Raw genomic sequence first — 24,272 nt, forward strand, 5'->3', positions numbered from 1 at the left:
ATCATCGTCCCATGACTACTGCGAAGATGCATCGTGAGCGCATATCCGAGATCATTACGCCGCTGACCGGTCCGGTGAGCCTGCCGCTGAGTTCACTGCTGGAAGCGCCGAGGCGACTGACCGCCGATGTGGAATCGCCGATCGATGTGCCCGGCTTCGACAACTCGAGCATGGACGGCTACGCCCTGGCCGCGGCCACCGTGGAGGAGATGCGGCAACGCCCGATTCTCGTATGCGGTCGCGTCGCAGCGGGGTCCCGTGGTGAGACAGTCCAGCCGGGCACCGCGGTGGAGATCATGACCGGGGCACCGCTGCCGCAGGGAACCGATATGGTCGTCAAGATCGAAGACACCTCGCCGGGACGCTTCGGTGCCGAATCCATCACCCTATCCATCACCCTCGACGCTCATGCGGAACCGTGCCCGGGAGCATTCGTCCGCCCCCGCGGCTCCGACGTGAGCGCCGGTCAGACCGTGTTGAGCGCGGGCACCATGCTGACGCCCGCTCACCTCGGCGTGGCCGCCGCGTGTGGAGTGAACGAACTGCCCGTGCTCGGCCTGCCGCGTGTCCTCGTCGTGAGCACGGGTGATGAGATCGCCGCCGAGGCGGCCGCCGGGATCAACGACGCGAATTCCGTGACGCTCAGCTCCGGGCTGCGCCGCCTCGGTGTCGACACCGAGGTCGCGTTCGTCCCCGACGACCCGCAGCAGCTGCTCGACCGAGTCCGCGACAGCGACGCTCAGCTGGTCATCTCGACCGGCGGCATCTCGAAGGGAGCGCACGAAGTCGTCAAACTCGCTGCCGATCTCGATGCGGGCTCTTCGATGACCTTCGAACCGATCGCCATGCAGCCGGGGGGACCGCAGGGCTGCGGACGTCTGGCCGACCACGCGTGGGTGGCACTTCCCGGCAACCCGGTGAGCACACTCATCAGCTTCGAGCTCTTCATCCGCCCCGCCCTGCTCGGGCTGGCCGATCATGAAGCACCCCGGGAAGTCGCCCACCACCGACTGGCCCACGGATTCGACGAAGCCCCTCCAGCCGGAAAGCTGCAGGTCCGCCGTGCCAGACTGACTGAGGCAGGCCTCGAGTTCGTCGGTGACTCCCGATCCCACCTGCTGCAAAGCTATGCCGAAGCCAGCCATCTCGTCTTCATCTCACCCGAGGAGGCGGGCACAGGCGATCCGTTCTCAGCTGTGGAAGATAGGCTGATGACGTGGAAGATCGCATGAAACTCAGCCACGTCGACGCATCGGGGACAGCCCAGATGGTCGATGTCGGCGACAAGGACGTCACGAAGCGCCGGGCCGTCGCCTCCGGCCTCATCACCACTCGGTCCGAGGTCATCGACCTCATCGCCGAGGCGGGCCTGCCCAAGGGTGATGCCCTGCCCGTGGCCCGCATCGCGGCCGTGATGGGCGCCAAGCGCACCAGCGACCTCATCCCGCTGTGCCATCCGTTGCCGCTGACGGGAATCGATGTGGAGTTCGAACTCCGCGAGGATGCAGTGGCCATCACCGCCGCGGTCAAGACCGTGTCGAAGACCGGCGTCGAAATGGAAGCGCTGACGGCTGTGACCACGGCGGCGCTGACGATCTTCGACATGATCAAAGCCGTCGACAGTCGAGCCGTGATCGGCGACATCAAGGTCATCGAGAAGACCGGAGGAAAGAGCGGCGATTGGACACGAGAGTCATGAGCACCGGAACCGTCGTGACCACAGGAGTCGTCGAGACCCCGATTTCGACCCAGGAGCTCGAACCCGAGGTCCTCACCGACGCCTGTGGTGCCGCCGTCAGCTTCTCCGGTGTCATCCGCGACCACGATGAAGGCCGTGGAGTGAGCCGACTGCACTATGAATACCACCCCCTGGCCTCAACACAGATCGCCGAGGTGGCGGCAGACGTCGCTGCCCGTCATCCCGCGGTCAGGCTCTCCGTCGTCCACCGCGTCGGTGACCTCGAGATCGGCGACGTGGCCCTGGCCGCGGTCGTCGCCTCCGCTCACCGGCAGGATTCCTTCCGCGCCTGCTCCGAGCTCATCGACGAGGTCAAGGCCCGGGTCGCGATCTGGAAACACCAGCACTTCAGCGATGGCACGGACGAATGGGTAGGAGCCCTCGAATGACACGACTGCGTATCAGCGATGCGGCACGTTTCCTCGGAGTCAGCGATGACACGGTTCGCCGGTGGGTCGCCGATGGTCGCCTCTCCCAACACAAAGACGCGTCGAACCGGGCGGTCGTCGAAGGCAGTGAGCTCGCCGCTCTCGCCCAATCATCGCCCGGGGCTCTGCCCGATCCCAGCGGCGTCGTGAGCTCCTCGCGCAACCGCTTCGCCGGACTCGTCACAGACGTCAACATCGACGGAGTGATGGCCCAGGTCAGCATGCAGTGCGGTCCCTTCCGCGTGGTATCGCTGATGTCGGCCGAAGCCTGTCGCGAACTCGAGCTCGAACCGGGAAGCCTCGCGACCGCCTCGGTGAAGGCGACGATGGTGTCGATCGACACCGTCCCGGGTTCGTGAGGGGCAGCCGACTCTTCCGTGCTGCACGAACTATCCGAGTCTCATAATCGGAACTGAAGTCGACACGGAACCGCATCTGCGGGTTCAATGGGGGGTATGAAGAAAACCCTGCTGGGGCTCTGCACCGTCGCAGCCCTGACCCTGACCGCCTGCTCCTCCGGACCCGACACGGGGGCCGAAGCGGACCAACCGGAAGAGATCACCGTCTTCGCCGCCGCTTCGCTCACCGAAGTCTTCGAAGACATCGCCGATGAGTTCACGGCCGCCGACCCGAACGCACCCGAGGTGAAGTTCTCCTTCGCCGGATCGTCCGACCTGGTCTCCCAGATCTCCGAAGGCGCCCCCGCCGACGTCATCGCCACCGCTGATGAGAAGACCATGGACACGCTGGAGAACGACGACCTGCTCGCCGGCGAGCCTGAGATGTTCGCTTCGAACACGCTCACCCTGGCCGTGGCCGACGGCAATCCGAAGGCGATCAAGAGCTCCAAGGACTTCTCTGGCAATGACCTCGTCGTCTGCGCGCCTCAGGTGCCTTGCGGAGCCGCGACGGAGAAGTGGGCCGAGACCAATGACGTCGAACTCGATCCGGTCAGCGAAGAGAACTCGGTCACCGATGTCCTCGGCAAGGTGGGCGCCGGACAGGCCGATGCGGGAATCGTCTACGTCACTGATATCGCCCGTGGCGACGGCAAGGTCGAACAGGTCGATCTCGACGGCGCAGACAAGGTCATCAACAAGTACCCGGCCGCCACCGTCAAGGCCAGCGAGAACCAGGACCAAGCCGATGCCTTCGTGAAGTTCCTCGGCTCCGACACAGCCCAGAAGCTGCTGCGCGACGCCGGTTTCGCCGCAGGCTGACAATGCCCGCGCCCTCCCCGAACTCACCGGAGACGTCCCCGCCCCGCCGAGAGAGGCGGCTCAGATCGGATCCGCTCATCCCGGGCTGGCTGTGGCTGCCCGCCGTCATCGGCATCGTCTTCCTGCTCCTGCCGATCATCGGCCTGCTCACCCGGGTTGAACCGCAGGGTCTGCTTGCCGTGATCACGGCCGAGGAATCCCGACTGGCGATGAAGCTGTCCCTGCTGACCTCGGTGACCTCGGCCCTCATCAGCGTCCTCATCGGCTTTCCCCTCGGGCACCTGCTCGCCACCCGAACGTTCCCCGGCCAGCGCATCGTCCGCACCCTCATCCTGCTGCCCCTCGTGCTGCCACCGGTGGTCAGCGGACTCGCACTGCTCTACACCTGGGGCCGGTCGGCCATCCTCGGCGGCGGACTCGAGGCGGCGGGCCTCAGCCTCGCCTACACCACCTCGGCGGTGATCATGGCGCAGGTCTTCGTGTCCCTGCCGTTCATGGTCATGTCCGTCGAGACCGCCACCGCTGGGCTCGGCCGCCGCTATGAGCTCACCGCCGCCGAACTCGGCGCTAAACCCAACCGTGTCTTCTTCACCGTCACCCTGCCGCTGCTCCGACACGGGATCATCACGGGTGCCGTGCTGTGCTTCGCTCGCTCGCTCGGCGAGTTCGGTGCGACGCTGACCTTCGCCGGGTCGCTGTCCGGCGTCACCAGGACGATGCCGCTGCAGATCTACCTCGTGCGCGAATCCGACCCCCAGGCAGCCATCGGTCTCTCGCTCCTGCTCATCGCCATCGCCGTGCTCATCATCATCCTCGCCTACCGGTCCCCGCACGCTCCCCGCCTGAAGTCCCCGCGCAGTTCCCCGACACCCACTCCAGTCGACACGGTCCCGGCTGCCGCCCCCGCCGAGGCGGCCCCGCGCTCCCCGACGGATGTATCCGAACGTGGGGGAGCGGACAGCACAGACGCGCAATCCGCGGACCCCGGGCAGGGCATCAGTGCCGAAATCCGACTCAGCGCCCGTGGAATCGCACTGGATCTCAGTGCCTCGCGGCCGGGAACCACCGCGATCATCGGTCGCAACGGGGCCGGAAAATCCACCCTGTTCCAGGTCCTCACCGGAGCCCTCGTGCCCGACTCCGGACGACTCCGCATCGGGGAGGACACGGTGTTCGATATCGCCGCGGGCCTGTGGCCACCCGTCCACGATCGCGGCATCGTCCATCTCGCGCAGAACCCGCTCCTGTTCCCGCACCTCAACGTCATCGAGAACGTCAGCTTCGGTCTGCGGGCTTTGGGCGCGTCTCGCGGCGCCGCAAATGAACGCGCGCAGGCGATGCTCGACCGCCTCGGCGTGGGGCAGTGCGCGAACCGCAGACCGGACGCCGTCTCCGGCGGGCAGGCCGCCCGCATCGCCCTGGCTCGTGCTCTCGTCGTCGAGCCGAAGCTGCTGCTGCTCGACGAGCCTCTCGCTGCCCTCGACGTGGATGTGGCAGTCGAGACCCGGCAAGTGCTGGTCCGTCTGCTGAAGGGTCGCAGCGCACTGCTCGTCACTCATGACGTCGACGATGTCACCGCCTTGGCCGACTCACTGGTTCTGGTCGAGAACGGAAGCGTCGCCCACTCGGCTCCCATCGGGCAGGTCGACCCCGAATCCGCAGGTGAGGCCGCTGAATTCCTCCTCAGCTTTTGCATGCGGGACCGTGACGGAATAGTGTGCAATCAGTCACAGTGAAAATTGGCATGCAAGGGAGCACACCGCAGTGTCCGAATTGTCTTACTCGTCGGGAACATCGACGGAACCGCTGCTCGGGATCACCATCGCCGAGCACATCAAACGCACCGCAGCCGAGAATCCCGAAGCGCTGGCCTTGGTCGATCGGCATTCGAACCGGAGGTGGACGTACTCCGACTTCGATCGTGATACCGACGCACTGGCCATCGGTCTTCTCGAACGTGGGGTGAAGAAGGGCGACCGCGTCGGCATCTGGGCGCAGAACGTCGGCGAATGGGCGCTCGTCCAGTACGCCACGGCGAAGATCGGGGCGATCCTCGTCAACGTCAACCCCGCCTACCGCAGCCACGAACTCGAGTTCGTCGTCGAGCAGTCCGGAATGAGCCTGATGATCTCGCAGATCGTCGCACCTCCGCACTCGGACTTCCATGCCATCGCCACCGAGGTGGCGGCCAAGATCCCCGGCCTCGACCTCGTCTTCCTCGACACTGTCACCGAGGACCTCATCGGCGGTGTCACGGTGGGCGAGCGCGAATCCTTCGCCCACCTCATCGAGCAGGGTCGCGAGATGCTCGACGACGAAGGGGCGAAATACGCGGTGCGGCTGCAGCAGCTCATCGACGACCTCTCGGCCGATGATCCGATCAACATCCAATACACGTCCGGAACGACAGGCTTCCCCAAGGGCGTGACGCTCAGCCACCACAACATCCTCAACAACGGCTTCTTCATCGGCGAGATGCTCTCGTACACCCCCGCCGACACCGTGGTCGTTCCCGTGCCGTACTACCACTGCTTCGGCATGGTCATCGGCAACCTGGCCGCACTCAGCCATGGCGCAGCGATCGTGCTTCCGGCTCCCGCCTTCGACCCGGTGGCGACGATGCGGGCGGTCACCGAAGAGCAGGCCACCTCGCTCTACGGTGTACCGACGATGTTCATCGCGGAACTCGAGCATCCGCAGTTCGCGGAATTCGACTTCTCCTCGCTGCGCACCGGCGTCATGGCCGGTTCGCCCTGCCCGGTCAATACGATGCGTCGAGTCATCGACGATATGAACATGTCCGAAGTCGCCATCTGCTACGGCATGACGGAGACCGCGCCGGTGTCGATGATGACGCGAGTGGATGACTCACTGGAGAAGCGCACCGAGACGGTCGGCCGAGTCATGCCCCACCTGGAGATCAAGATCGTCGACCCCGTCACCGGACAGACCGTTCCGCGCGGCCAGAAGGGCGAGTTCTGCACTCGCGGATACGCTGTCATGCTCGGCTACTGGAATCAGCCGGACAAGACGGCCGAAACCATCGATGCGGCTCGCTGGATCCACACCGGCGACCTGGCCATCATGGACGACGATGGGTACGTCGACATCTCCGGACGGATCAAGGACATGGTCATCCGCGGAGGCGAGAACATCTATCCGCGCGAGGTCGAGGAATTCCTCTACCATCATCCCGCGATCCGCGACGTCCAGGTCGTCGGCGTCTCCGATGAGAAGTACGGCGAAGAGCTTATGGCGTGGGTGATCCTCAAGGACGGATTCGACTCGCTCACCGCCGACGAGGTCCGTGAGTTCTGCTCCGGCAAACTCGCTCATTTCAAGATCCCTCGCTATGTCGAAGTCCGTGAGTCGTTTCCGATGACCGTGTCGGGCAAGATCCGCAAGATCGAGCTGCGCAGAGAAGGCGAGAAGCTCGCTCACACGGCCGACGCCTGAGGGCTGCGATCGCGTCCCGGCAGGAACTGCAGTCGGGGGAGTGCTCGAGGTCACAAGTCGGTTGCAGTTCTGTCTGCCCCGGGCGTGCCGTTCTTCTGCGCGCCCATATTCACTAGGATCACAACATATGAGAGCTGAATCACCACCACTGGTGTCCTTGAGCAAAGTCGAGAAGCACTACGGCGACTTCCACGCATTGAAGAACGTCAATCTCGATATCGCCGAACGCGAAGTCGTCGTCGTCATCGGACCCTCCGGCTCGGGCAAGTCGACCCTGTGCCGGACGATCAATCGGCTGGAGACCATCACCTCCGGCAGCATCACGATCGATGGCCGGGAACTGCCCGCCGAAGGCGCGGCCCTGGCTCAGCTGCGCTCCGACGTCGGCATGGTGTTCCAGGCCTTCAACCTCTTCGCCCACAAGACGATCCTCGAGAACGTCACTCTGGGACCGATCAAGGTGCGCAAGATCCCGAAGGCCGAGGCGGACAAGCAGGCGATGGCGCTGCTCGAACGCGTCGGCGTCGCCCACCAGGCCGACAAGTATCCGGCTCAGCTCTCCGGTGGTCAGCAGCAGCGTGTTGCGATCGCCCGGTCTCTGGCGATGAAGCCGAAGGTGATGCTCTTCGATGAGCCCACCTCGGCGTTGGACCCGGAGATGATCAACGAAGTCCTCGACGTCATGGTCGGACTCGCCGAGGAGGGAATGACCATGGTCGTGGTCACACACGAGATGGGCTTCGCCCGCAAAGCCGCCCATCGCGTGGTGTTCATGGCCGACGGGGAGATCGTCGAAGTCGCCGAACCCGAGGAGTTCTTCACGAACCCCCAGAGCGCCCGAGCCAAAGACTTCCTGTCGAAGATCCTCACCAACTGACACCACCGCTTTCAATCAGCACCACCTCACTCACAAGGAGAGACCATGAAGAAGCTCAGACTGGCGGTCGCCTCGGTGGCCATCGGAATGCTGGCACTCAGCGGCTGCGGCCAGGGCGGAACCCCGGACGCACCTGCCGACGGCGACGGAGCCAAGGCAGAGGCTCCCGAATACACTGTCAACGAGAGCGCGGACATCGCCGACTCGAAGACGTGGAAGGCGGCGAAGGACGCCGGCGAGATCACCATCGGCGTGAAGTACGATCAGCCGGGTCTCGGAAACGTCTCGGCCGGATCGAAGACGCCCGAGGGCTTCGATATCGAGATCGCGAAGATGGTCGCCGCACAGCTCGGTTTCAAGCCCGACCAGATCAAGTACACGGAGACCGTTTCGGCCAACCGTGAGCCGTTCCTGCAGCAGGGCAACGTCGACATGGTCGTCGCCACCTACACGATCAACGACGAGCGCAAGAAGGTCGTCGACTTCGCCGGGCCGTACTACGTCGCCGGTCAGGATCTGCTCGTCGCCGAGGACTCCGATATCGCCGGTCCTGAGGACCTCGACGGCAAGAAGGTCTGCTCCGTCGACGGTTCGACTCCGGCGCAGAACATCAAGGACAAGTACAAGAAGGCCGAACTCGTCACCTATGATGCCTACTCGAAGTGCGTCACCGACCTGCAGTCGGGATCCGTCGACGCGGTGACCACCGATGACGCGATCCTGCGCGGCTATGCCAAGCAGTACGAAGGCGAATTCAAAGTCGTCGGCAAGCCCTTCACCGAAGAGCCCTACGGCGTCGGACTGCCCAAGGACGACAAAGCCCTGCGGGACGCGGTCAACGATGCTCTGGAGAAGGGCATGGACGACGGCGATTGGAAGAAGGCATTCGAATACACACTCGGATCCACCGATGGTGTCGACATGCCCAAGGTCGACCGCTACTGACCCAGTCCACAGATTGACATGATGCGAGGGCACCGTGCGGTGCCCTCGCATCGATTAAGGAATCTGCCATGGATTTCCTGGAGCTTCTCCAGATGTTCCTCTCCGGCGCGTGGGGAACGATCAGACTCTTCACCGTCGCCCTGATCGGATCGATGATCCTCGGTACGGTACTCGCCGCCATGCGTGTCTCACCGACCCCGGTGCTGCGCATCGCCGCATCGACGTACATCAACGTCGTCCGGAACACTCCGCTGACGCTCGTGATGTTCTTCTGTGCATTCGGACTGCCGTTCCTCGACATCCGATTCGGGTCGACGAGTTCTTTCAACTCCTTCGTCTACGCCACGATCGCTCTCATCGCCTACACCGCGTGCTTCGTTGCGGAGACGCTGAAGTCGGGAATCTCGACGATTCCCGTCGGACAGGCCGAAGCCGCCCGCGCAGTAGGCCTGAGTTTCGGACAGACCTTGAGCGAAGTGGTTCTGCCTCAGGCCTTCCGAACGGTCATCCCGCCACTGGGCAGTGTGATCATCGCGATGCTCAAGAACACCTCGATCGCTTCGGCGTTCAACAACCGAGAGCTGATCTCCGCGATGCGCAATGCCATCGAAATCCGCGGTGACCTCGTCATCCCGATTCTGTTCGGCACCGCATTGGCCTATCTGATCCTGGCTCTGCTGCTCGGCCGTGTCTTCGACTACCTGGAGAAGAAGCTGGTGATTCTGCGATGAGCGCACCCACTCAAGTGCTGTTCGACGAACCGGGGCCGAAGTCCCGCCGGAACAACATCATCCTCTCGATCGTGTCGCTGATCGTGCTGTTGGCTCTCGTGGCGTTTGTGATCTGGAAATTCGCCGACGCCGGTCAGCTCGAACCCGAGAAGTGGTACCCCTTCACCTTCGCGCAGATTCAGACCGTCCTTCTCCAAGGCATGCTCGCGACCCTCAAAGTCGCGGTCGTGGCATCGGTCCTTGCCTTGGTGGTCGGAGTGGTCTTCGCCCTCCTGCGGCTCTCACACAAGAAAGTCATCTCGGTTCCCGGAACGATCGTCCTCGAATTCTTCCGCGGCGTGCCCGTGCTGCTGCTCATCTTCGCGATGTTCCTCCTCTTCGGCAACGAGATCGGTGCCTTCTGGTCGGTCGTCTTCGGCCTGACTCTCTACAACGGAATGGTGCTGGCCGAGATCATCCGCGCAGGCATTCTCGCCGTCCCCACCGGGCAGCGTGAAGCGGCCATGGCGATCGGGCTGCGCTCGGGGCAGGTGATGAGCCTGGTGCTCATGCCGCAGGCGCTGCGAGCGATGATGCCGACGATCATCGCCCAGATCGTCGTGCTCCTGAAGGATTCGGCCCTGGGCTTCATCGTCACGTATCAAGACCTGCTCTACCAGGTGAACCTCATCGGTCGTGAGTACAACAACCTGCTGCCGACGTTCATCGTCGGTGCGGCACTGTTCATCATCATCAACATGATCGTCGCCGGGTTCGCCCGCTGGCTCGAGTCCCGACTCCAGCGCAAGACCACCGCCGACACCGAGGCCGACGGCCTGACCTCGAAGATCGTCGACTGACTCTGCAGTCGCGAACAGCGCCCGGTCGGCAGCGACCGGGCCCTCGTTCGACCATGTATCGTTCACATAGGAGTCGGCCATGAAGGAGTGCATCAATGCCACAGCCTCAACTCAGCCCCACACCGGTTCGAGTAGTGAAGAACATCGACCGCGAACGGTACGAGCTGTTCACCGATGAGACACCGGGAGAGTTCATCGGGTTCCTCGCCTACCAGGTCATCGATGACCACACCCTGGAACTCCAGCACACGATCATCTCCGAAGGCTTCTCCCGACGAGGCTTCGCCCGTACCCTCGTCACTCGGGTGCTCGACCTCATTCGGGCCGACGAGTCGACCCTCGTGCCGACCTGTTCGTACGTGCAGGACTACCTCGAGCGGTTCCCGCAGTACGGCGATCTCGTGGCCCATCAGTGACGGAGAGACCTCGAGGCGGCGGGGCCGGCCGTTTCGCTCCGAGCCCGAGCGGTGACCTCCACATCGGCAATATCCGCTCCGGGCTGCTCAGCTATGTGCGTGCCCGGCAGACGGGCCGGCGATTCCTGTGGCGGATCGAAGACCTCGATCGGGTGAAGGTCGGCGCGGCCGCCTCACAGCTTCAGGTCTTCGCCGATCTCGGCGTCGTCCCGGACGAGGCGCCGCTGGTCCAATCCGAACGCACTGCCGAATACGCCGCTGCGCTTGCGAGGCTGGAGGCGGACGGACTCGTCTACGAATGCTATTGCTCACGCAAAGACATCGCTCAGGCCCCCAGTGCACCGCACGCACCACCCGGAGCCTACCCGGGGACCTGTCGCCGCCTCGGGGAAGAGGAGCGCGAGTCCGCCCGGCTGAGGCTCGAAGCGAACGACCGGCGGCCGGCGCTGCGTCTGCGCGCGGACAATCGAGTTCACAGCATCGACGATGTGCTGCTCGGCCGGGTGGAGGCGGTCGTCGACGATCTCGTGCTGCGGCGAGGTGACGGTGTCTTCGCCTACAATCTCACCGTCGTCGTCGATGATGCAGCGACCGGAATCGACGAGATCCTGCGCGGGGACGATCTCGCTTCTTCGGCACCCAGGCAGGCGTATCTGGCTCGGCTGCTTGGTCTGGCCGAACCGGGCTGGGTGCATGTTCCGCTGGTGCTCAACGAGTGCGGTCAGCGGTTGGCCAAACGTGATGGAGCGGTGACTTATCAGCAGCTGTGCGGCCTCGGATGGACCAACGAGGACCTCTTCGCCTGGATGCAGCAGTCGCTGGGATTCGCCGGAGACGGTGGCCCGTGGAGATCCGTCGACGATATGGTCAGCGGCATCGATTTCGCCCGGATGTCCACGACGCCGACGGTCTTCATCCCGCCTGCGGGTTCCTAGGGCCGAATCCGCTCATGCCGGCGCCTCGTCAGGCCGCTTCTTCATCAGGCTGCTGACGAGTCGACGGCGTCTCGGATGACTCCGTCGTAGATCGCTTCGAACGTGTCGAGAGTGTATTCGATATCGTGTTTGGCCACGACGTCGAGCGACGCCTTCGACATGGCATCGAGTTCATCATCGGGCATTCGGCAGATACGGGTGAACCGGTCAGCCAGCGCATCTGTGTCGCGCGGCGGGAACAGGTACCCGTTGACTTCGTCGCGGACGAGGTGCGGCAGAGCCACCGCATCGGCGAGGACCACGGGTTTGCGCGACGCCAGCGCCTCCAGCGTAGCGATGGACTGCAGCTCAGCGGTCGAGGGCATGCAGAAGAAGGTGCAGCGCTGGTAGGCCTCCATGAGCGCCTCGTCACTGATCTTCCCGAGCACATGCACACGATCGGCGATGCCGAGTTCGACAGCCAGATGCTTCAGCGGCTCCTCCTGGTCACCACCGCCGACGATATCGGCTTCGAGCCCCAGCGCTGGATCGGTCTTCGCCACGGCCTCGACGATGTCGGCGGCGTGCTTCTCCGAGGAGAGTCGGCCGACGAAGAGAACACGCGGGGGAACGGCCCGCGACGCGGCGCAGTCGAGTTCGCGCAGATGAGCGAAGCGTTCCAGGTCGATCCCGCAGGACACCGCCCTGATGGGCGAGGAGAACCCGTTCTCGGTGAGCAGATCGGCGGCCAGCTGCGTCGGAACCGTGATGAAATCGGCGGACTGGAACTTCCGGCGCAGATCCCACCAGGCGATGGCGGTGCCGCCGTCGAGAACGGCCTTCGGAGCCTTGAGATAGGGGCGGACGTTGTCGGGCATGAAGTGGTTCGTGGCCACGACAGGGATTCCGCGCCTGATCGATTCGGAGAAGGCATAGCGGCCGATGACGAAATGCGCCTGAGTATGCACGACATCGGGGCGGACGCTGTCGAGGAGTCGCGAGAGCTCGGGCTTCGTCTCCCACGGCATGCAGATCATCCACGTCGGGTGCAGAGGCCATCTGTGAGCGGTGAGGCGGTGGACGGTGACCCCGTTATCGACACTGACCGAGGGTTTGCCCGTGGCCGAGGGGCAGGCCACGTGGACATCATTCCCGCGAGCGGCGAGACCTTCGGCCAAGCGCTCGGCGAACTTCGCGGCACCATTGACTTCGGGGGCGTACGTCTCCGCCGGGATGAGGATGCGGCGTTTCGGGGTGGGACGGTGCGCAGACAGGATTCAGCTCTCCTCGGTGTCGGTCATGGTGTCGGAACGGCGGGCGTTCCTGCGCTGAGCTTCTCGATCTCTGACATCGGGATGATACCGCGACAATACAACGACGGCTGCGCAGGCGACCAATCCGGTGAGAGAGATGAGGATGATGAGCCAGACGGGGGAGTGAGCCGCCTCGCCGAGGACGACGGTGCCGAGGATCACGGCACCGATCGGGTCGATGACGGTCAGGCCGGCGATGACCATCTCCGGGGGGCCCGCGGCATAGGAATTCTGGACGAACAGGGACCCCAGGGCAACTGCCGCCAGCAGCGCCGCGACGTTGATCCAGGTGACCTGGTCGAGTCCGGCCTGGAGGAACTGGACGCTGACCAGGTGAGCGTTCGTCGCCACACAGGCGAACAGCAGGCCGGCGGCGATGATGAGCACGAGCTGAGGGGCGTGGCGGAAGACCACCACGATCACCAGGCCGACCGCCACGGCAACGGCAGTGATCCAGAACAGCGGCATCGCATCGGCTCCGAGGTGGACCTCCGATTGTGCCGTCGTCGCCGATAGCGCGACGAAGAGCGTCACCCCGGCGGTACACCAGACGACTGACTGGACGAGTCGCCTGTTGACCTTGAGCCCACGGTGGCGGACGCCGAGCAGCACCGAGACGATGAGTGAGAACGCTCCGATCGGCTGCACGACCATCACCGGAGCCAGCGCCAGGGCCACGAAATTGCCCGCCGTTCCCACTCCGAGGATGATCAGTCCGAGCAGCCACCGACGATTGCGCAGCAGTTCGGTGAAATGGGCCCAGCTCAGGCCGTTGTGGGAGTCATCCTGCCCGGCGACCGCATCGTGCTGATACAAGGCGCCATAGGCCAGTGCCACGGCCGCGATGACGGCGAGGGCGATTGCCACTATGGTCACGATGAGTCTTCCGGTATCGACGGTGTGGATGTGGGGAGCGGATCGCTTCGAGTCTATCGCGCGAGGCGGCGGCGAAGATGGCCGCAGACTGTGTTTGTCCTGACTGTAAGGCAACCCTGCGGCGACAGGTGGGGAAACCCTCAGCGCCGTGGCCGAAGCACCCTCAACGCTGTGAGCTAAAGCACTCGTCACGGTTTTGTTCGCCGGCCCGGGGGTTTGCTAAGCTGGAACACACGTCCGCAGGAAACTGCGGCATTCCTCCGTAGCTCAGTTGGCAGAGCATTCGACTGTTAATCGAAGGGTCGCTGGTTCGAGCCCAGCCGGGGGAGCAGCCAAGGCCCCGTCCGTTAGGACGGGGCCTTCGTCGTTGCCCGACACCGCGCTCGGGGTCGTCGACGTGGCTGGGGAATAGGCTCTGCACACGGCGGGTTCATCTGGCATGAAGTCTTTCGGATTCCTCAGTTTCGGTCACTACGACCTTGGCGGCGACCTCGACGCCGGGCGGATGCTGCGCGATGCGGTGGAGATCTCCGTCGGTGCCGACGTGCTCGGCGTCAACGGCGCCTACTTCCGAGTCCACCATTTCGCGACCCAGGCGGCCTCTCCCATTCCGCTGCTGGCGACGATCGCCGCGAAGACCGGCAACATCGAGGTCGGCACCGGGGTCATCGACATGAGATATGAGAACCCGCTCTACCTCGCCGAGGAGGCCGCCGCCCTTGATCTGCTTTCCGACCAGCGAGTGGCGTTGGGCATCAGTCGCGGGTCCCCGGAGCCCGCCCTGCGCGGATGGGAGGCCTTCGGCTACGAGGATCTCACCGAGCCGAAGGCCGCGAACATGGCCAGAGAGAAGTTCGATCGGTTCCTCCGGGCCGTCCGCGGCGAGGAACTTGCCCCGGCCGATCCGCAGCAGTTCGGTTCGGGGAAGCGTCTGCGCATCGAACCGCATTCCCCTGGCCTTGAACGCCGCATCTGGTGGGGAGCCGGGTCCGCCTCCACCGCCGAATGGGCTGCACAGCAGGGTGTGAACCTGATGAGTTCGACTCTGCTCACCGAGGCGACAGGCGCCGCATTCGGAGACCTGCAGGCCGAGCAGATCGCCAGGTACCGTCAGGCATGGAGCGCCGCGGGGCACGGATGGACTCCACGAGTGTCCGTCAGCCGCAGCATCTTCCCGATCACCACCGACCTCGACGACCTCTACTTCGGTCGGCGAGGGGCGGGCCAAGGGGATCAGATCGGTATCATCGACGACACACGGTCGACGTTCGGCCGTACCTACGCGGGCGAACCGGACAAGCTGATCGAAGAGCTCAAGGCCGACGCGGCGATCGCGGCAGCTGATACCCTCATGCTCACCATCCCCAGTCAGCTCGGCGTCGACTACAACCTGCATATCCTCGAGTCCTTTGCCCAGCACGTTGCGCCGGCGCTGGGCTGGGCTCCTGCCGGATAATGCTGAGACGCGGGGCCGAACTGAATTGCATGAACGTAGGATGAAACGAGGCAGAGACGACGAATAGCTGAGGGGGCCGCGTGAGCGAGAGCACGAAGATGACGCAGACTCAGAAGCACATCCTCCTCATCGGCCTCGTTCCCCTCTTCATGTCCCTGCTGTCGGTGTCCAGCATCAACGTCGTCCTGCCGTCGATCGCTGCTGATATCGACGCCTCCACTTCGGCGCTGCAATGGGTGCTCACCGGTTATGCGCTGTCATTCGGTGTGGTCCTCGTCGCCGCCGGACGTGCCGGAGACGTCTTCGGACGTGGACAGCTGTTCACCATCGGAGTCGGCCTGTTCGGCCTGTCTTCGCTGGTGGCCGGAATCGCCCCTGATCCGCTGACGCTCAACATCTCCCGAGTGACAATGGGGTTGGGCTCCGGATTCCTCAATCCGCAGGTTGTGGGCCTGCTGCAGCAGTACTTCCAGGGGCCGCCGCGCGGTCGTGCATTCGGGTTGATGGGCACCACCGTCGGTTTGTCGGTGGCCATCGGCCCTGTGCTCGGCGGAGCCCTCATCGCACTCTTCGGCAGCGACCTCGGCTGGAGAGCGACCTTCCTGGTCAATGTGCCCTTCGCCATTGCCTCCCTCATCCTCGCCCGGGCCTGGCTGCCTGCCGGCGCATGGCGACCCGCCGTCGACCAGGATGCGAAGAACTCCGATGGCGGCAAGGATCTCGACCCCGTGGGGGTCATCCTCCTTGGCGTCGGCGTCCTCCTCATTCTTCTGCCCTTCGTCGAATCATCGCTGGGCTGGTTCGTCTGGCTGTCCCTGCCGATCGGCATCGGCATGATCTGGGTGTGGGCCCGGTGGGAGCGTCGATACGCGCGTCTGGGCCGTCCCCCGATGGTCGATCTCGATCTCTTCCGCATCCGCAGCTTCAGCAACGGGTCGATCATCATCGCTCTCTACTTCCTCGGCGTCACCAGCGTCTGGGTCCTCGTCGCCATGTACATGCAGCAGGGACTGGGACATACAGCCCTGGCCGCGGGAATGATCGGTCTGCCGGCCGCGCTGTGCTCGGCGGTCTCAGCCGATGTGTCCGGACGGTTCGTCTTCCAGATCGGCCGCCGCCTCGTTGTCTGGGGGATCGCGCTGTGCCTCGTCGGTCTGGTGGCCACGATCGCCGTCGTCGCGCTGCTGTCCCAGGGCATCGGCAGCGAGTGGTGGATGCTGCTGACTCTGGCGTTTATCGGCACCGCGCAGGGCATGGTCATCAGCCCCAATCAGACTCTCACCCTGCAGGAGGTCCCCCTGAGGTACGCCGGGTCCTCGGGAGGAGTGCTCCAGACCGGGCAGCGCATCGGCACTTCGATGGGGCTGGCGATCATGACCGCGCTGGCGTTCTCGATCACCGCGGTGAGCAATTGGCATTGGGGGATGATGGGGGCGTTCGTCGCGATCGCCGTCATCGTCATCCTCGCCGGTATCGTCGGTCTCATCGAGGTTCGCCGAGGCGGCCCCCGCCGGGCTTGAGTGCCGCTCGCAGCGCGCCCGGCCGAGTCAGGCAATCGTCAGCTGTCAGCGCAATAATGTTACGGATTTTAGACAATCCGCTGTGTCCGAATGTGGAAGACTGTGAACGCACATCAGCCCATGGAAGGAAACACAGTGGTCGAGGCCGTATCCGATGACGAGCTGGAGCTCGAGGAACTCGTGCGCTCGGGCGGGATCGAAACCTATTTCGCCCCCGTCGTCGACGCACTGACCTTCCACCGAGTCGGCCACCAGATTCTGCAGGCTCCCACGGGTTCCCCGGAGTTGGGTCGCGCCGAGTCGGAGAACCTGCGCCACGCCATGCGCGCCTCGACGATCACGGGTGATATCGATGCCTCTCTGCGTGACTCTGCGCTGCGCACGGCAGAAGGTGCCGGACTGCCGAAGTCGAACCGCCTGTTCCTCCATGCCGAAGCTGAGTCTTTCGCGACCCTCGAGGACCGCACCGGAGAACCCGACCGCTCGGTCATCCTCCAGCTCGACGCCACTCGGGTCGCCTCGTCCCCGGCCTCCGTGCTGCGCTCGGTGCGCTCCGCACGCGCCATGGGATGGGGAGTCGGCATGTCTTCTGTGGGTGCCGACCTGCGCAGCACCGCTTTCGTCCCGCTGGTCAATCCTTCGGTGGTCGGACTCCACCCGGACGTTCTGCGCATCGACTGCGATTCTCATCTGGCCGAACTCAACCGCCTTCTCCACGCCCACCTCGAGCGCACGGGAGCGGTCATCCTCGCCGACGGCGTCGAGACCGAAGACGATTTGGACCGTGTGCGTGCGCTCGGGGCACGGTTCATGTCTGGGCCCTACTTCGGTGAGGCCACGAAGCAGCCGCAGGCGTTCTCCGAGCCGAGCGAGGATGCCCTCGTCTCTCACTACTCTCGCAATCTGCCTGCGCTGGGCACCCCGTATTCGATCTCTCAGGGACTGCGGCGCGAGCCTCTGGTGATGAACCGCGAACTTCTCGTCGCTCAAATCGCGGCATTGGAAGAACGCGCTCTGGCATCGGGTACCGCAACCATCACCCTCGGCGTGTTCGGGGAGGACGACGAATTCTCCGAGGCGACGCGACTCCGGTACGAGAAGATCCGGGACACCGTGGGGCTCACGGCGATGTTCTCCGGCGGCTTCGACGGACCGCCGATTCCCGGAGTGCGCACCGGACTCGTCGACGCGTCCGATCCCATCCGCAACGAACACGGCGTCGTCGTGGTCGGGCCGGACTGGTCGGGCATGGTTGCCGCGTCGAAACGCAACGACCCGGGCAGCGACGGACAGACCGTCTTCGATGTCTACATCACGACCGACCGATACACATGCGTCGACGCCGCACGCAGCGTTCTCACTCGCGTCGCACCTCTCACCGCAACGGCGAAGCTGCGGACCTGAGCAGCGCGAGTCCGGGTGTCTCGACTCCGCTGAACGCACGTGTGATCCGAATGGGGAAGCGGACTCCGATGGTGCTAATGTTGTCTCGGCTGGCCCCCGTAGCTCAGCTGGTTAGAGCAGGGAACTCATAATTCCTTGGTCGTCGGTTCAAGTCCGACCGGGGGCACCACTGACCAGGAACGATAGGCAAATCTACCTCCCGGCCTGATACTGAAACACACGGTTACGACACGGTTTCGTTCTCGTCGACAAATCGATCGAGCAATGCCACGACTTCGGCAGGACCGCGGTTTTCGTGCTCAATGTAGTGCCTACTCGTAACTCCCACTTCAGAATGCCCGAGCTGCTGTGACGCATCCTTGAGGTCCGATGATCGGTAGACCTGAGTTGCGACGGTCTTCCGGATCGTGTGCGTAGTCACCCACGAGAGATCCACACCCTGGGCCATGGCCCGTACCTGTCGGAACCGGCCGCTGAAGTTGTCCTTGTCCATCCATGAGCCCACTGAAGTCGGGAATATCGCATCGTTCTCCGGCTTGTGGTCAAGGTCGTGCCAATAGCTCCTGAGGCTCGCCACAGTGAATTGGGGCAGGTACAGCACTCGCTCAGAAGACCGCGACTTCGACAGCTCTTGCCGCTTCACGCGCCCGTCTTCCCCGTACACGATGGTGCCCGACACAGTCACAGTGGGATTATCAGAAACCAAGTCGAGGTCGGACCAGCGGAGGGCCAGCAGTTCACCGACCCGCAATCCCGTGCCGAGCATGACATCAATGCACACGCCGATACGCAGTTTCGGCCACGGACGCGTATTCTTCCGCGGTCTTGCCTCCCACTTCGCCGCAGCTGCTCTCAAGGCAGACACTTCGGCCCCGGTCATCGCCCGCGCCTCCTTCGCTGACACTTCGATAGACCGCGTTGCCAGGACTGGATTCACAGCGATGACGTCGAGGCGCACTGCCTCGTTGAATCCCTGACGGAGTACGTTGCGAAGCTGTCTTGCTGTCTGCGGCGTGGACTTCTTGATGCCCTGCAGGACGGCCTCGATTCGTCCCGTCGAGCTGACTCATGGCTACACCATCTCAACTCGTCGCCAAGGCAACATCGAAGGTCGGCACCACTGAGATCGGGTACACCAACAAGGTCGAGTTCAACGACTGGTTCTACGGCGGCCGATCCAAATACGGGTCGTGGGCCGCATGGTGTGCCGCGTTCACATCCTGGGCCTGCGCCCAGATCGGCATGAAAGCCAACATCGACTACCCGCGCACTGCCGGTGTCGCGATCGCCCGCTCCTGGGCGCAGCAGCGTGGCCGGTGGGTGTCCCCGTCGAACATCAAGAAGGGAGACCTCGTCGTCTTCCTGCCCCACTTCTCCCACATCGCCATCGCCCGCGCCGACGCCTCCGGCGGTTCGGTGAAAACCGTCGAGGGCAACACCTCGCCGGGGTCGAGCGGTTCCCAGCGTGACGGCGGTGGCGTGTGGAACCGCACCCGCCCGCTGTCTCTCGTCGGCGGAGGAATCCGCCTCAACTTCACCAGCACCGAAACCACCACCCCCAGTAAGCCCACCGAACCAGAAGGGATTCTCGGCATGAGCGTCACCAACGCAGGCTTCAGAAACAAGGACGTCCCACTCCCGAAGGGGAAGTGGAAGTCCATCCCCATCGGCGACGCCGGCGGCTACTCGCTCGGCATCCTCGCCAACGGCACCAGCTTCATCGCTGACACGGAACTCACGTTCAAGGGCCTCAACCCGGGTGCCGCGGTCATCGGCCGCTTCTGCCTCGTTTCCTATAAGAAGGGCACCCCCACCCGCCGGTTGAAGGGTGGCACCTACCCGGCCAAGGAAATCGTCGGAACTGCGGGCACCAGCCTCGGTTCGGTGATGCAGATGGCGAAGTCGTCCCGCACCCCCGACAAGGGGCGCAGCATCCGTCTCCGCTTCGAAGTGTTCGCCGGGACGAAAGGCGTCACCTTCACCAAAGCCTCCCACCGATTCGCAAAGGACTGAACTATGAACCTCAACGAAATCATCCCCGCCGCTTGGCGGAAACCCACCTACGCCGTCTACGCCCTCATCGGTGTTGCACTCGGCGCGATCGCCACCGCCTACGGGCCCGAGCATGTGCCCGCCTGGCACGCCGTGGCCACGAACGTGTTCCTCTACGTCGGTGGCGCGTTCGGACTCACCGCGGCCGCGAACACCATCGTCAACCAGCGAGCCACCGGTGACGAGCCGATCATTGAACCCGATGACGACAACGACATCATCGACCCCGACGAAATCGAACCAGACGAGGAGCTCGACTCCCTCGAGGTGGTGAAGGCCGACGAGCAAGCTGCCCTCGACGCGCAACTCGCAGCCGAGATCGACAAGACACCCCCGGCAGAGGACTACCGGCCTCGGCACTGACCCGGTATTCTTTACCCTCTAGTTCCCCGACTAGATGCGTCCGCTGGACGCTCGGCCCCGGCCTCACCACACAGTGCGGTCGGGGCCATTCGTCGCTGTTTGAGCAGGGTTGATAGCTCTCGCATATGATAAGCCCATGGAAAAGGCACGCGAGATCTCTAAGTCTCGAGCGAGGAAGATCGGCAAGATACTGCGCCGATCTCCTGAGACGATGGAGGAAGTCGATGCCTATATGGATGCAGTCGAGGATCTCGACGCCTACCGGGCGACGTTCCAGAGCCCACTGGTCAGAATCAATAATGGTATTCGTCATTACGCCCGGAAAACGGGCGTCGAAGCCCGAGTGACCCAGCGCTTGAAACGATTGCCGACGATCGTCGACAAGTTGAGTCGCGTCCGTGGTCTTGATCTTTCTCGCATGCAAGACATCGGTGGATGCCGCGCCGTCACCGAGACGATTGACGAGCTCGAGCAGCTACGAAAATCTCTAGAGGCAGCATGGGGATCGGATATCATCCGCAGAACCGATTACATTGCCGAGCCTCGAGAATCGGGGTATCGAGCGGTTCACCTCGTGGTCGAACGCGACGGCAAGCCAGTCGAAATCCAATTACGCTCAGCACTGATGCACTCCTGGGCCGAGTTTATCGAAGGTTTATCCGGTGCACTGGGGGAGAACTACAAACAAGACGGGTCAAGCGTTGTGCAAGATCTAGGTAAATCTCTGTCTGTCCGGTACCGTTGTGAGGAGGAGGGCATACCGGAGCCAGTGAGTTTGCGCGCTACGATCAGCCATCAACTCGCAGACGTTAACTCTGCACTCAAGGCCCACCGCACAAGGAGGGACACCTAAATGCCTAACGAAGCAAGCTCAATTAACCACTTCTTGCTCGTGTTCGATCACTCAAAGGATCGGCTAATTGAGGTAGAAGACTATGGCCACGACTCAGAACTAGCGATGGCCGAGTATGCGGCACGAGAAAAGAAGTTCAGGGACTCACACGCCATCGACATCGTGCTCGTCGGATCGGACTCTATTGAGACAGTCAAGGTCACTCACGGCACTTACTTCAACGAAAAGAAGGACGAGCGAACGGCAGAGGACTTCCTTCGCGCTGTGCTCTGACTGAATTACCCTGGCCCCACCGCTACGGCGGTGGGGCCATTTGTCGTCTGCTCGGAAGATTTCATTGAAGCGTGAAGTCGAGCACCTGCTTCTCGCCGAGGTGGTTCTCCCAGGTCACGTGCAATCCACCCGTCGTCACGTGCAATCCACCCGTCTTTCGCTGAAAGGGTGGAGCTAGTTCGAACTGGACATGTTGGCCCGGTATCAGCTCGGGTACGTTGATGTCATTGCGCACGTCGCCGGCGATCGTGACGTGATACGCCGCGGTGCTGCCGTTTCGGAGAGTGCATAGTTCGCTGCTGTTCTGAATCAGTTCCATGACTCGCTCCTGCGATGGATGGGCCATAAAGATTACCGAGCGCTACTGGGGTGCCGTTGGTATTTTCATGTGCTTTTGCTGCGGGCAGCCCGTCGACGACTGGTGCGATTGATCTCCTCTATGGACGCGACGGAACGACCGAGAATGGCTGCCCTTTCCGCGACCGTTAGGTCTGTTCGGGTCACAGCGAAGTCGATGTCGTCTCGCGCCCACGGCCGCCACAGGATCGCAGCTCTCGCATCTTCTCGTGTCCCGACCCGCACGCCCCACTCGCGCAGCCACCTACTCGCGGTAGATGTGTTAACCCGACCGCGGCGGCAATGTCAGCAATTCTCTGCCCGGCCTCTCGGCGCAGTGTAATCTCGTCGCGCAGGCGTGCCTTGTCCTCGGCTACCGCATGCCGCTTGGTTGGAGAGATGGGGCTGATGCCTCGCCGGTACCGGTCATAGCAGCGTTTGCACAATCCACGCGCTATTGCGTCCCGGTCACACCACACTGCGGCACAGGTGCTCATGCTGGGCTCATCGTTGAGGGCATGGCAATAGGGTAGCGGAAGCAATGTAGGCCCCCACCGTGGTTACGGCGGGGGCCTACGTTGTTTCATGGTGGGATCGCCGTGGTTTGACGGGCCCGAGTGGGGACTACTTTTCGCCTAGCACTCTCTTGACGAAGCTGGTGGCACGCTCGTTCAGTTTGTCGACGCGCATTGACACATGGGCTTCGAAGTCATTGTGACCTTCGACTGCGCGTGGAGGATTCCTGACGATCTCGGAGCACTCGAAATTGCCGTGTATGAGCGTCCCGAGCGAATTGCCGTTTCGTCCCGAAGGCCCGGCCTTCTTCGCTGTGAACATCCGTACGCCGGTGGTCTCGTGCAAGTCCTCGCACCAACTGCACATCGCTTGGGACTTCGCCATGGGCACTGCCCTGAGCATCAGTCCGCGTGGGACGTCGTCTACGGGGACGACTATATAGGCCCGTTGAGGAATTTTCGCATCAGCCCAACCAAAGTAGTCGAGCTCGGCCCACTCGATCTCAGCGAGATTGGGTGGCAGTGTGATCTTTTCCACTTCGCGGCGAGAGGTGTTGATAAAGGACTTCTTAATCTGGGTGGCATTGAGTTGCTGCATGACTGGCTTTCTCTGATTTCAGCAGTTGCCTGAAGGTGAATAGCCGTGAAGCCGGTGCAGTTTAGCCTTCGCGCATTCTTGCGGGCAGCTCTTTGGGGGTGCTGGCGGGCTTTGTTCGCACCAAGCATGACCGGTGAACGCGAGTGGCTAACTGAGAATGTTTAGCGTGGCAATCAGCTACGGCAACAGGGAATGGGTAGAAGCTAGGTCGACTGTGTTTAGGCACAAGTCACCTATCACCCGACCGGCTGTGAATGCGGAGTTCGGGTGATTCTAGGGCAGCAGGACTAGAAGCAGGCCACGAGGGCCACCATTCCTTTCTTCCTGAGATTTCAGGTGGTTCGGCGATAGTTTCCGAGTTTGACTATATCCAAGTCCGCGTCACTGGTTCAACATGGTTCTGTTGCGTACTGCTGGCGTCGATGCTTTCGGTGGGAAGTCGGTGCTAGCTCGGGTCGCGTGCGCTCGTGTCCGGTTCGGCCTTTGGCTGTGGGTGGAGTATGGCGGATGCAGAATAGAACACAAGATCGAATATGAGGACTATGTCACAGCCACCTGGCGGTACTGGCAGAAGATCCGCAACGACGCCGGCGCCCGCGGTTCCTTCCAGAGCCGTCCGCCCGTGCCGGTGCGTGCTCATGTCATGTTCGAGCGCGACGGTGAAGTATGGCTCGATGGCACCGCGACGCGACTCGGTTTCGATGGTGCGATATTCGTTGAGATCAAAGATCGACGAGTCCAGGCGATCGGGGCGTGGTTGCCGCCGGATGATGTGTGGTGGGAGGGGAAGCCTGTCAGTTCTCAGCTGCGTTCTGCTCCATATACTTGAGCGCGATCGGGCATGTCACGTTCACCTTTAGCCACCGGCCGCGAGCATCTTCCAGAGCTCGTTTCATAATCTCCTGGCAGTGAGCGTCCTTGTCGGTGTCCTCGATCGCCTCGCAGTAGACGAACATGACTTCGTTGTCTTCGTCGTCGATCTTGTAATGCAGCGATGCAACGAGTTTCCCGGGCAGGTACAGGTCGAATTTCGACTGTTCCTGGTTGTTGAGCATGGTGTACACGAGACACACTCCTTCTGTGGAATTGTCAAAGCACTGAATGAAAAAGACTCTAAACTGCTGGTCAGACTGCTGCAAGAGGGGTTTA

26 protein-coding genes and 2 tRNA genes are annotated in these 24,272 nt (G+C 63.0%); 22 read left to right on the forward strand and 6 right to left on the reverse strand.

Annotation, left to right across the window (positions count from 1 at the left end; translation table 11 throughout):
• Positions 1-11 precede the first annotated feature (11 nt).
• The 13 genes from AC239G_RS08980 to gluQRS all read left to right on the forward strand — a co-directional run bounded on the left by AC239G_RS08980 (position 12) and on the right by gluQRS (position 11,585).
• Positions 12-1,232 (forward strand): molybdopterin molybdotransferase MoeA, encoded by a 1,221-nt coding sequence (locus tag AC239G_RS08980; RefSeq protein WP_482401723.1) that lies wholly within the window; start codon positions 12-14, stop codon positions 1,230-1,232.
• On the forward strand, positions 1,229-1,699 hold the full coding sequence (gene moaC, locus AC239G_RS08985) for a cyclic pyranopterin monophosphate synthase MoaC (protein ID WP_172170255.1): 471 nt from the start codon (positions 1,229-1,231) through the stop codon (positions 1,697-1,699). The genes AC239G_RS08980 and moaC overlap by 4 nt, the downstream gene beginning before the upstream one ends.
• A complete protein-coding gene (locus AC239G_RS08990) occupies positions 1,696-2,127 on the forward strand; it encodes a molybdenum cofactor biosynthesis protein MoaE (RefSeq protein ID WP_139467095.1) in 432 nt (143 codons plus the stop codon). Before moaC ends, AC239G_RS08990 begins: the two co-directional genes overlap by 4 nt.
• On the forward strand, positions 2,124-2,525 hold the full coding sequence (locus AC239G_RS08995) for a TOBE domain-containing protein (protein ID WP_259356743.1): 402 nt from the start codon (positions 2,124-2,126) through the stop codon (positions 2,523-2,525). Before AC239G_RS08990 ends, AC239G_RS08995 begins: the two co-directional genes overlap by 4 nt.
• Before the next feature lie 96 nt (positions 2,526-2,621).
• Entirely contained in the window at positions 2,622-3,386 is a 765-nt protein-coding gene (modA, locus tag AC239G_RS09000; protein ID WP_420097574.1) for a molybdate ABC transporter substrate-binding protein, read from the forward strand.
• A 2-nt stretch (positions 3,387-3,388) separates the two neighbouring features.
• The gene (locus tag AC239G_RS09005; RefSeq protein WP_487490075.1) at positions 3,389-5,122 is read left to right on the forward strand and encodes an ABC transporter permease; all 1,734 of its coding nucleotides are present in this window, start codon (positions 3,389-3,391) and stop codon (positions 5,120-5,122) included.
• A 28-nt stretch (positions 5,123-5,150) separates the two neighbouring features.
• The gene (locus AC239G_RS09010; protein ID WP_139467104.1) at positions 5,151-6,842 is read left to right on the forward strand and encodes an AMP-binding protein; all 1,692 of its coding nucleotides are present in this window, start codon (positions 5,151-5,153) and stop codon (positions 6,840-6,842) included.
• 127 nt (positions 6,843-6,969) lie between these two features.
• Complete coding sequence (locus AC239G_RS09015) at positions 6,970-7,719, forward strand: amino acid ABC transporter ATP-binding protein (RefSeq protein ID WP_139467105.1); 750 nt, start codon at positions 6,970-6,972, stop codon at positions 7,717-7,719.
• 45 nt (positions 7,720-7,764) lie between these two features.
• On the forward strand, positions 7,765-8,664 hold the full coding sequence (locus tag AC239G_RS09020; protein ID WP_139467106.1) for a glutamate ABC transporter substrate-binding protein: 900 nt from the start codon (positions 7,765-7,767) through the stop codon (positions 8,662-8,664).
• 68 nt (positions 8,665-8,732) lie between these two features.
• Positions 8,733-9,395 carry an amino acid ABC transporter permease gene (locus tag AC239G_RS09025; protein WP_092014068.1) on the forward strand — a complete coding sequence of 221 codons (663 nt, stop codon included), beginning with the start codon at positions 8,733-8,735 and terminating at the stop codon, positions 9,393-9,395.
• A complete protein-coding gene (locus AC239G_RS09030; protein WP_139907983.1) occupies positions 9,392-10,234 on the forward strand; it encodes an amino acid ABC transporter permease in 843 nt (280 codons plus the stop codon). Before AC239G_RS09025 ends, AC239G_RS09030 begins: the two co-directional genes overlap by 4 nt.
• 95 nt (positions 10,235-10,329) lie before the next feature.
• A complete protein-coding gene (locus AC239G_RS09035; protein WP_139467109.1) occupies positions 10,330-10,650 on the forward strand; it encodes a GNAT family N-acetyltransferase in 321 nt (106 codons plus the stop codon).
• Positions 10,647-11,585 carry a tRNA glutamyl-Q(34) synthetase GluQRS gene (gluQRS, locus tag AC239G_RS09040; RefSeq protein ID WP_181270479.1) on the forward strand — a complete coding sequence of 313 codons (939 nt, stop codon included), beginning with the start codon at positions 10,647-10,649 and terminating at the stop codon, positions 11,583-11,585. The genes AC239G_RS09035 and gluQRS overlap by 4 nt, the downstream gene beginning before the upstream one ends.
• Before the next feature lie 44 nt (positions 11,586-11,629).
• Here the strand turns inward: gluQRS and AC239G_RS09045 are convergent, their stop codons facing one another.
• The gene (locus AC239G_RS09045) at positions 11,630-12,841 is read right to left on the reverse strand and encodes a glycosyltransferase (RefSeq protein WP_487490110.1); all 1,212 of its coding nucleotides are present in this window, start codon (positions 12,839-12,841) and stop codon (positions 11,630-11,632) included.
• Entirely contained in the window at positions 12,842-13,753 is a 912-nt protein-coding gene (locus tag AC239G_RS09050) for a DMT family transporter (protein WP_259356748.1), read from the reverse strand.
• Between the two features lie 256 nt (positions 13,754-14,009).
• Here AC239G_RS09050 and AC239G_RS09055 point away from each other — a divergent pair.
• From AC239G_RS09055 to AC239G_RS09075, 5 genes are all read left to right on the forward strand, one after another.
• Positions 14,010-14,082, forward strand: a tRNA-Asn gene (locus tag AC239G_RS09055).
• A 110-nt stretch (positions 14,083-14,192) separates the two neighbouring features.
• Positions 14,193-15,209 (forward strand): LLM class flavin-dependent oxidoreductase, encoded by a 1,017-nt coding sequence (locus AC239G_RS09060; RefSeq protein ID WP_487490076.1) that lies wholly within the window; start codon positions 14,193-14,195, stop codon positions 15,207-15,209.
• A gap of 98 nt (positions 15,210-15,307) precedes the next feature.
• On the forward strand, positions 15,308-16,729 hold the full coding sequence (locus AC239G_RS09065; RefSeq protein WP_376905398.1) for an MFS transporter: 1,422 nt from the start codon (positions 15,308-15,310) through the stop codon (positions 16,727-16,729).
• A 120-nt stretch (positions 16,730-16,849) separates the two neighbouring features.
• Positions 16,850-18,133, forward strand: coding sequence for an EAL domain-containing protein (locus AC239G_RS09070; RefSeq protein WP_487490077.1), 1,284 nt, complete (start codon positions 16,850-16,852; stop codon positions 18,131-18,133).
• A 92-nt stretch (positions 18,134-18,225) separates the two neighbouring features.
• Positions 18,226-18,302, forward strand: a tRNA-Ile gene (locus AC239G_RS09075).
• A 54-nt stretch (positions 18,303-18,356) separates the two neighbouring features.
• Here the strand turns inward: AC239G_RS09075 and AC239G_RS09080 are convergent.
• Positions 18,357-19,091 carry a tyrosine-type recombinase/integrase gene (locus tag AC239G_RS09080; RefSeq protein WP_139467120.1) on the reverse strand — a complete coding sequence of 245 codons (735 nt, stop codon included), beginning with the start codon at positions 19,089-19,091 and terminating at the stop codon, positions 18,357-18,359.
• Between the two features lie 110 nt (positions 19,092-19,201).
• Here AC239G_RS09080 and AC239G_RS09085 point away from each other — a divergent pair, with 110 nt between their 5' ends.
• From AC239G_RS09085 to AC239G_RS09100, 4 genes are all read left to right on the forward strand, one after another.
• Positions 19,202-20,146, forward strand: a complete 945-nt coding sequence (locus tag AC239G_RS09085) for a CHAP domain-containing protein (protein WP_487490078.1) — start codon at positions 19,202-19,204, stop codon at positions 20,144-20,146.
• Positions 20,147-20,149: 3 nt separating this feature from the next.
• Positions 20,150-20,548: a hypothetical protein gene (locus AC239G_RS09090; protein WP_139467123.1), complete on the forward strand. Its 399-nt coding sequence runs from the start codon at positions 20,150-20,152 to the stop codon at positions 20,546-20,548.
• A gap of 136 nt (positions 20,549-20,684) precedes the next feature.
• The gene (locus tag AC239G_RS09095; protein ID WP_139467125.1) at positions 20,685-21,401 is read left to right on the forward strand and encodes a RelA/SpoT domain-containing protein; all 717 of its coding nucleotides are present in this window, start codon (positions 20,685-20,687) and stop codon (positions 21,399-21,401) included.
• The gene (locus AC239G_RS09100) at positions 21,402-21,674 is read left to right on the forward strand and encodes a hypothetical protein (protein WP_139467126.1); all 273 of its coding nucleotides are present in this window, start codon (positions 21,402-21,404) and stop codon (positions 21,672-21,674) included. It begins immediately after the preceding gene.
• Positions 21,675-21,735: 61 nt separating this feature from the next.
• Here AC239G_RS09100 and AC239G_RS09105 read toward each other — a convergent pair whose 3' ends face one another.
• The 3 genes from AC239G_RS09105 to AC239G_RS09115 all read right to left on the reverse strand — a co-directional run bounded on the left by AC239G_RS09105 (position 21,736) and on the right by AC239G_RS09115 (position 24,187).
• A complete protein-coding gene (locus AC239G_RS09105; RefSeq protein ID WP_139467128.1) occupies positions 21,736-21,993 on the reverse strand; it encodes a hypothetical protein in 258 nt (85 codons plus the stop codon).
• Positions 21,994-22,634: 641 nt separating this feature from the next.
• Positions 22,635-23,123: an FBP domain-containing protein gene (locus AC239G_RS09110; RefSeq protein WP_139907991.1), complete on the reverse strand. Its 489-nt coding sequence runs from the start codon at positions 23,121-23,123 to the stop codon at positions 22,635-22,637.
• A gap of 794 nt (positions 23,124-23,917) precedes the next feature.
• Entirely contained in the window at positions 23,918-24,187 is a 270-nt protein-coding gene (locus AC239G_RS09115; protein ID WP_139467134.1) for an N-acetyltransferase, read from the reverse strand.
• Positions 24,188-24,272 lie beyond the last annotated feature (85 nt).

It is taken from the genome of Brevibacterium sp. Lmc1 (genome assembly GCF_057654315.1).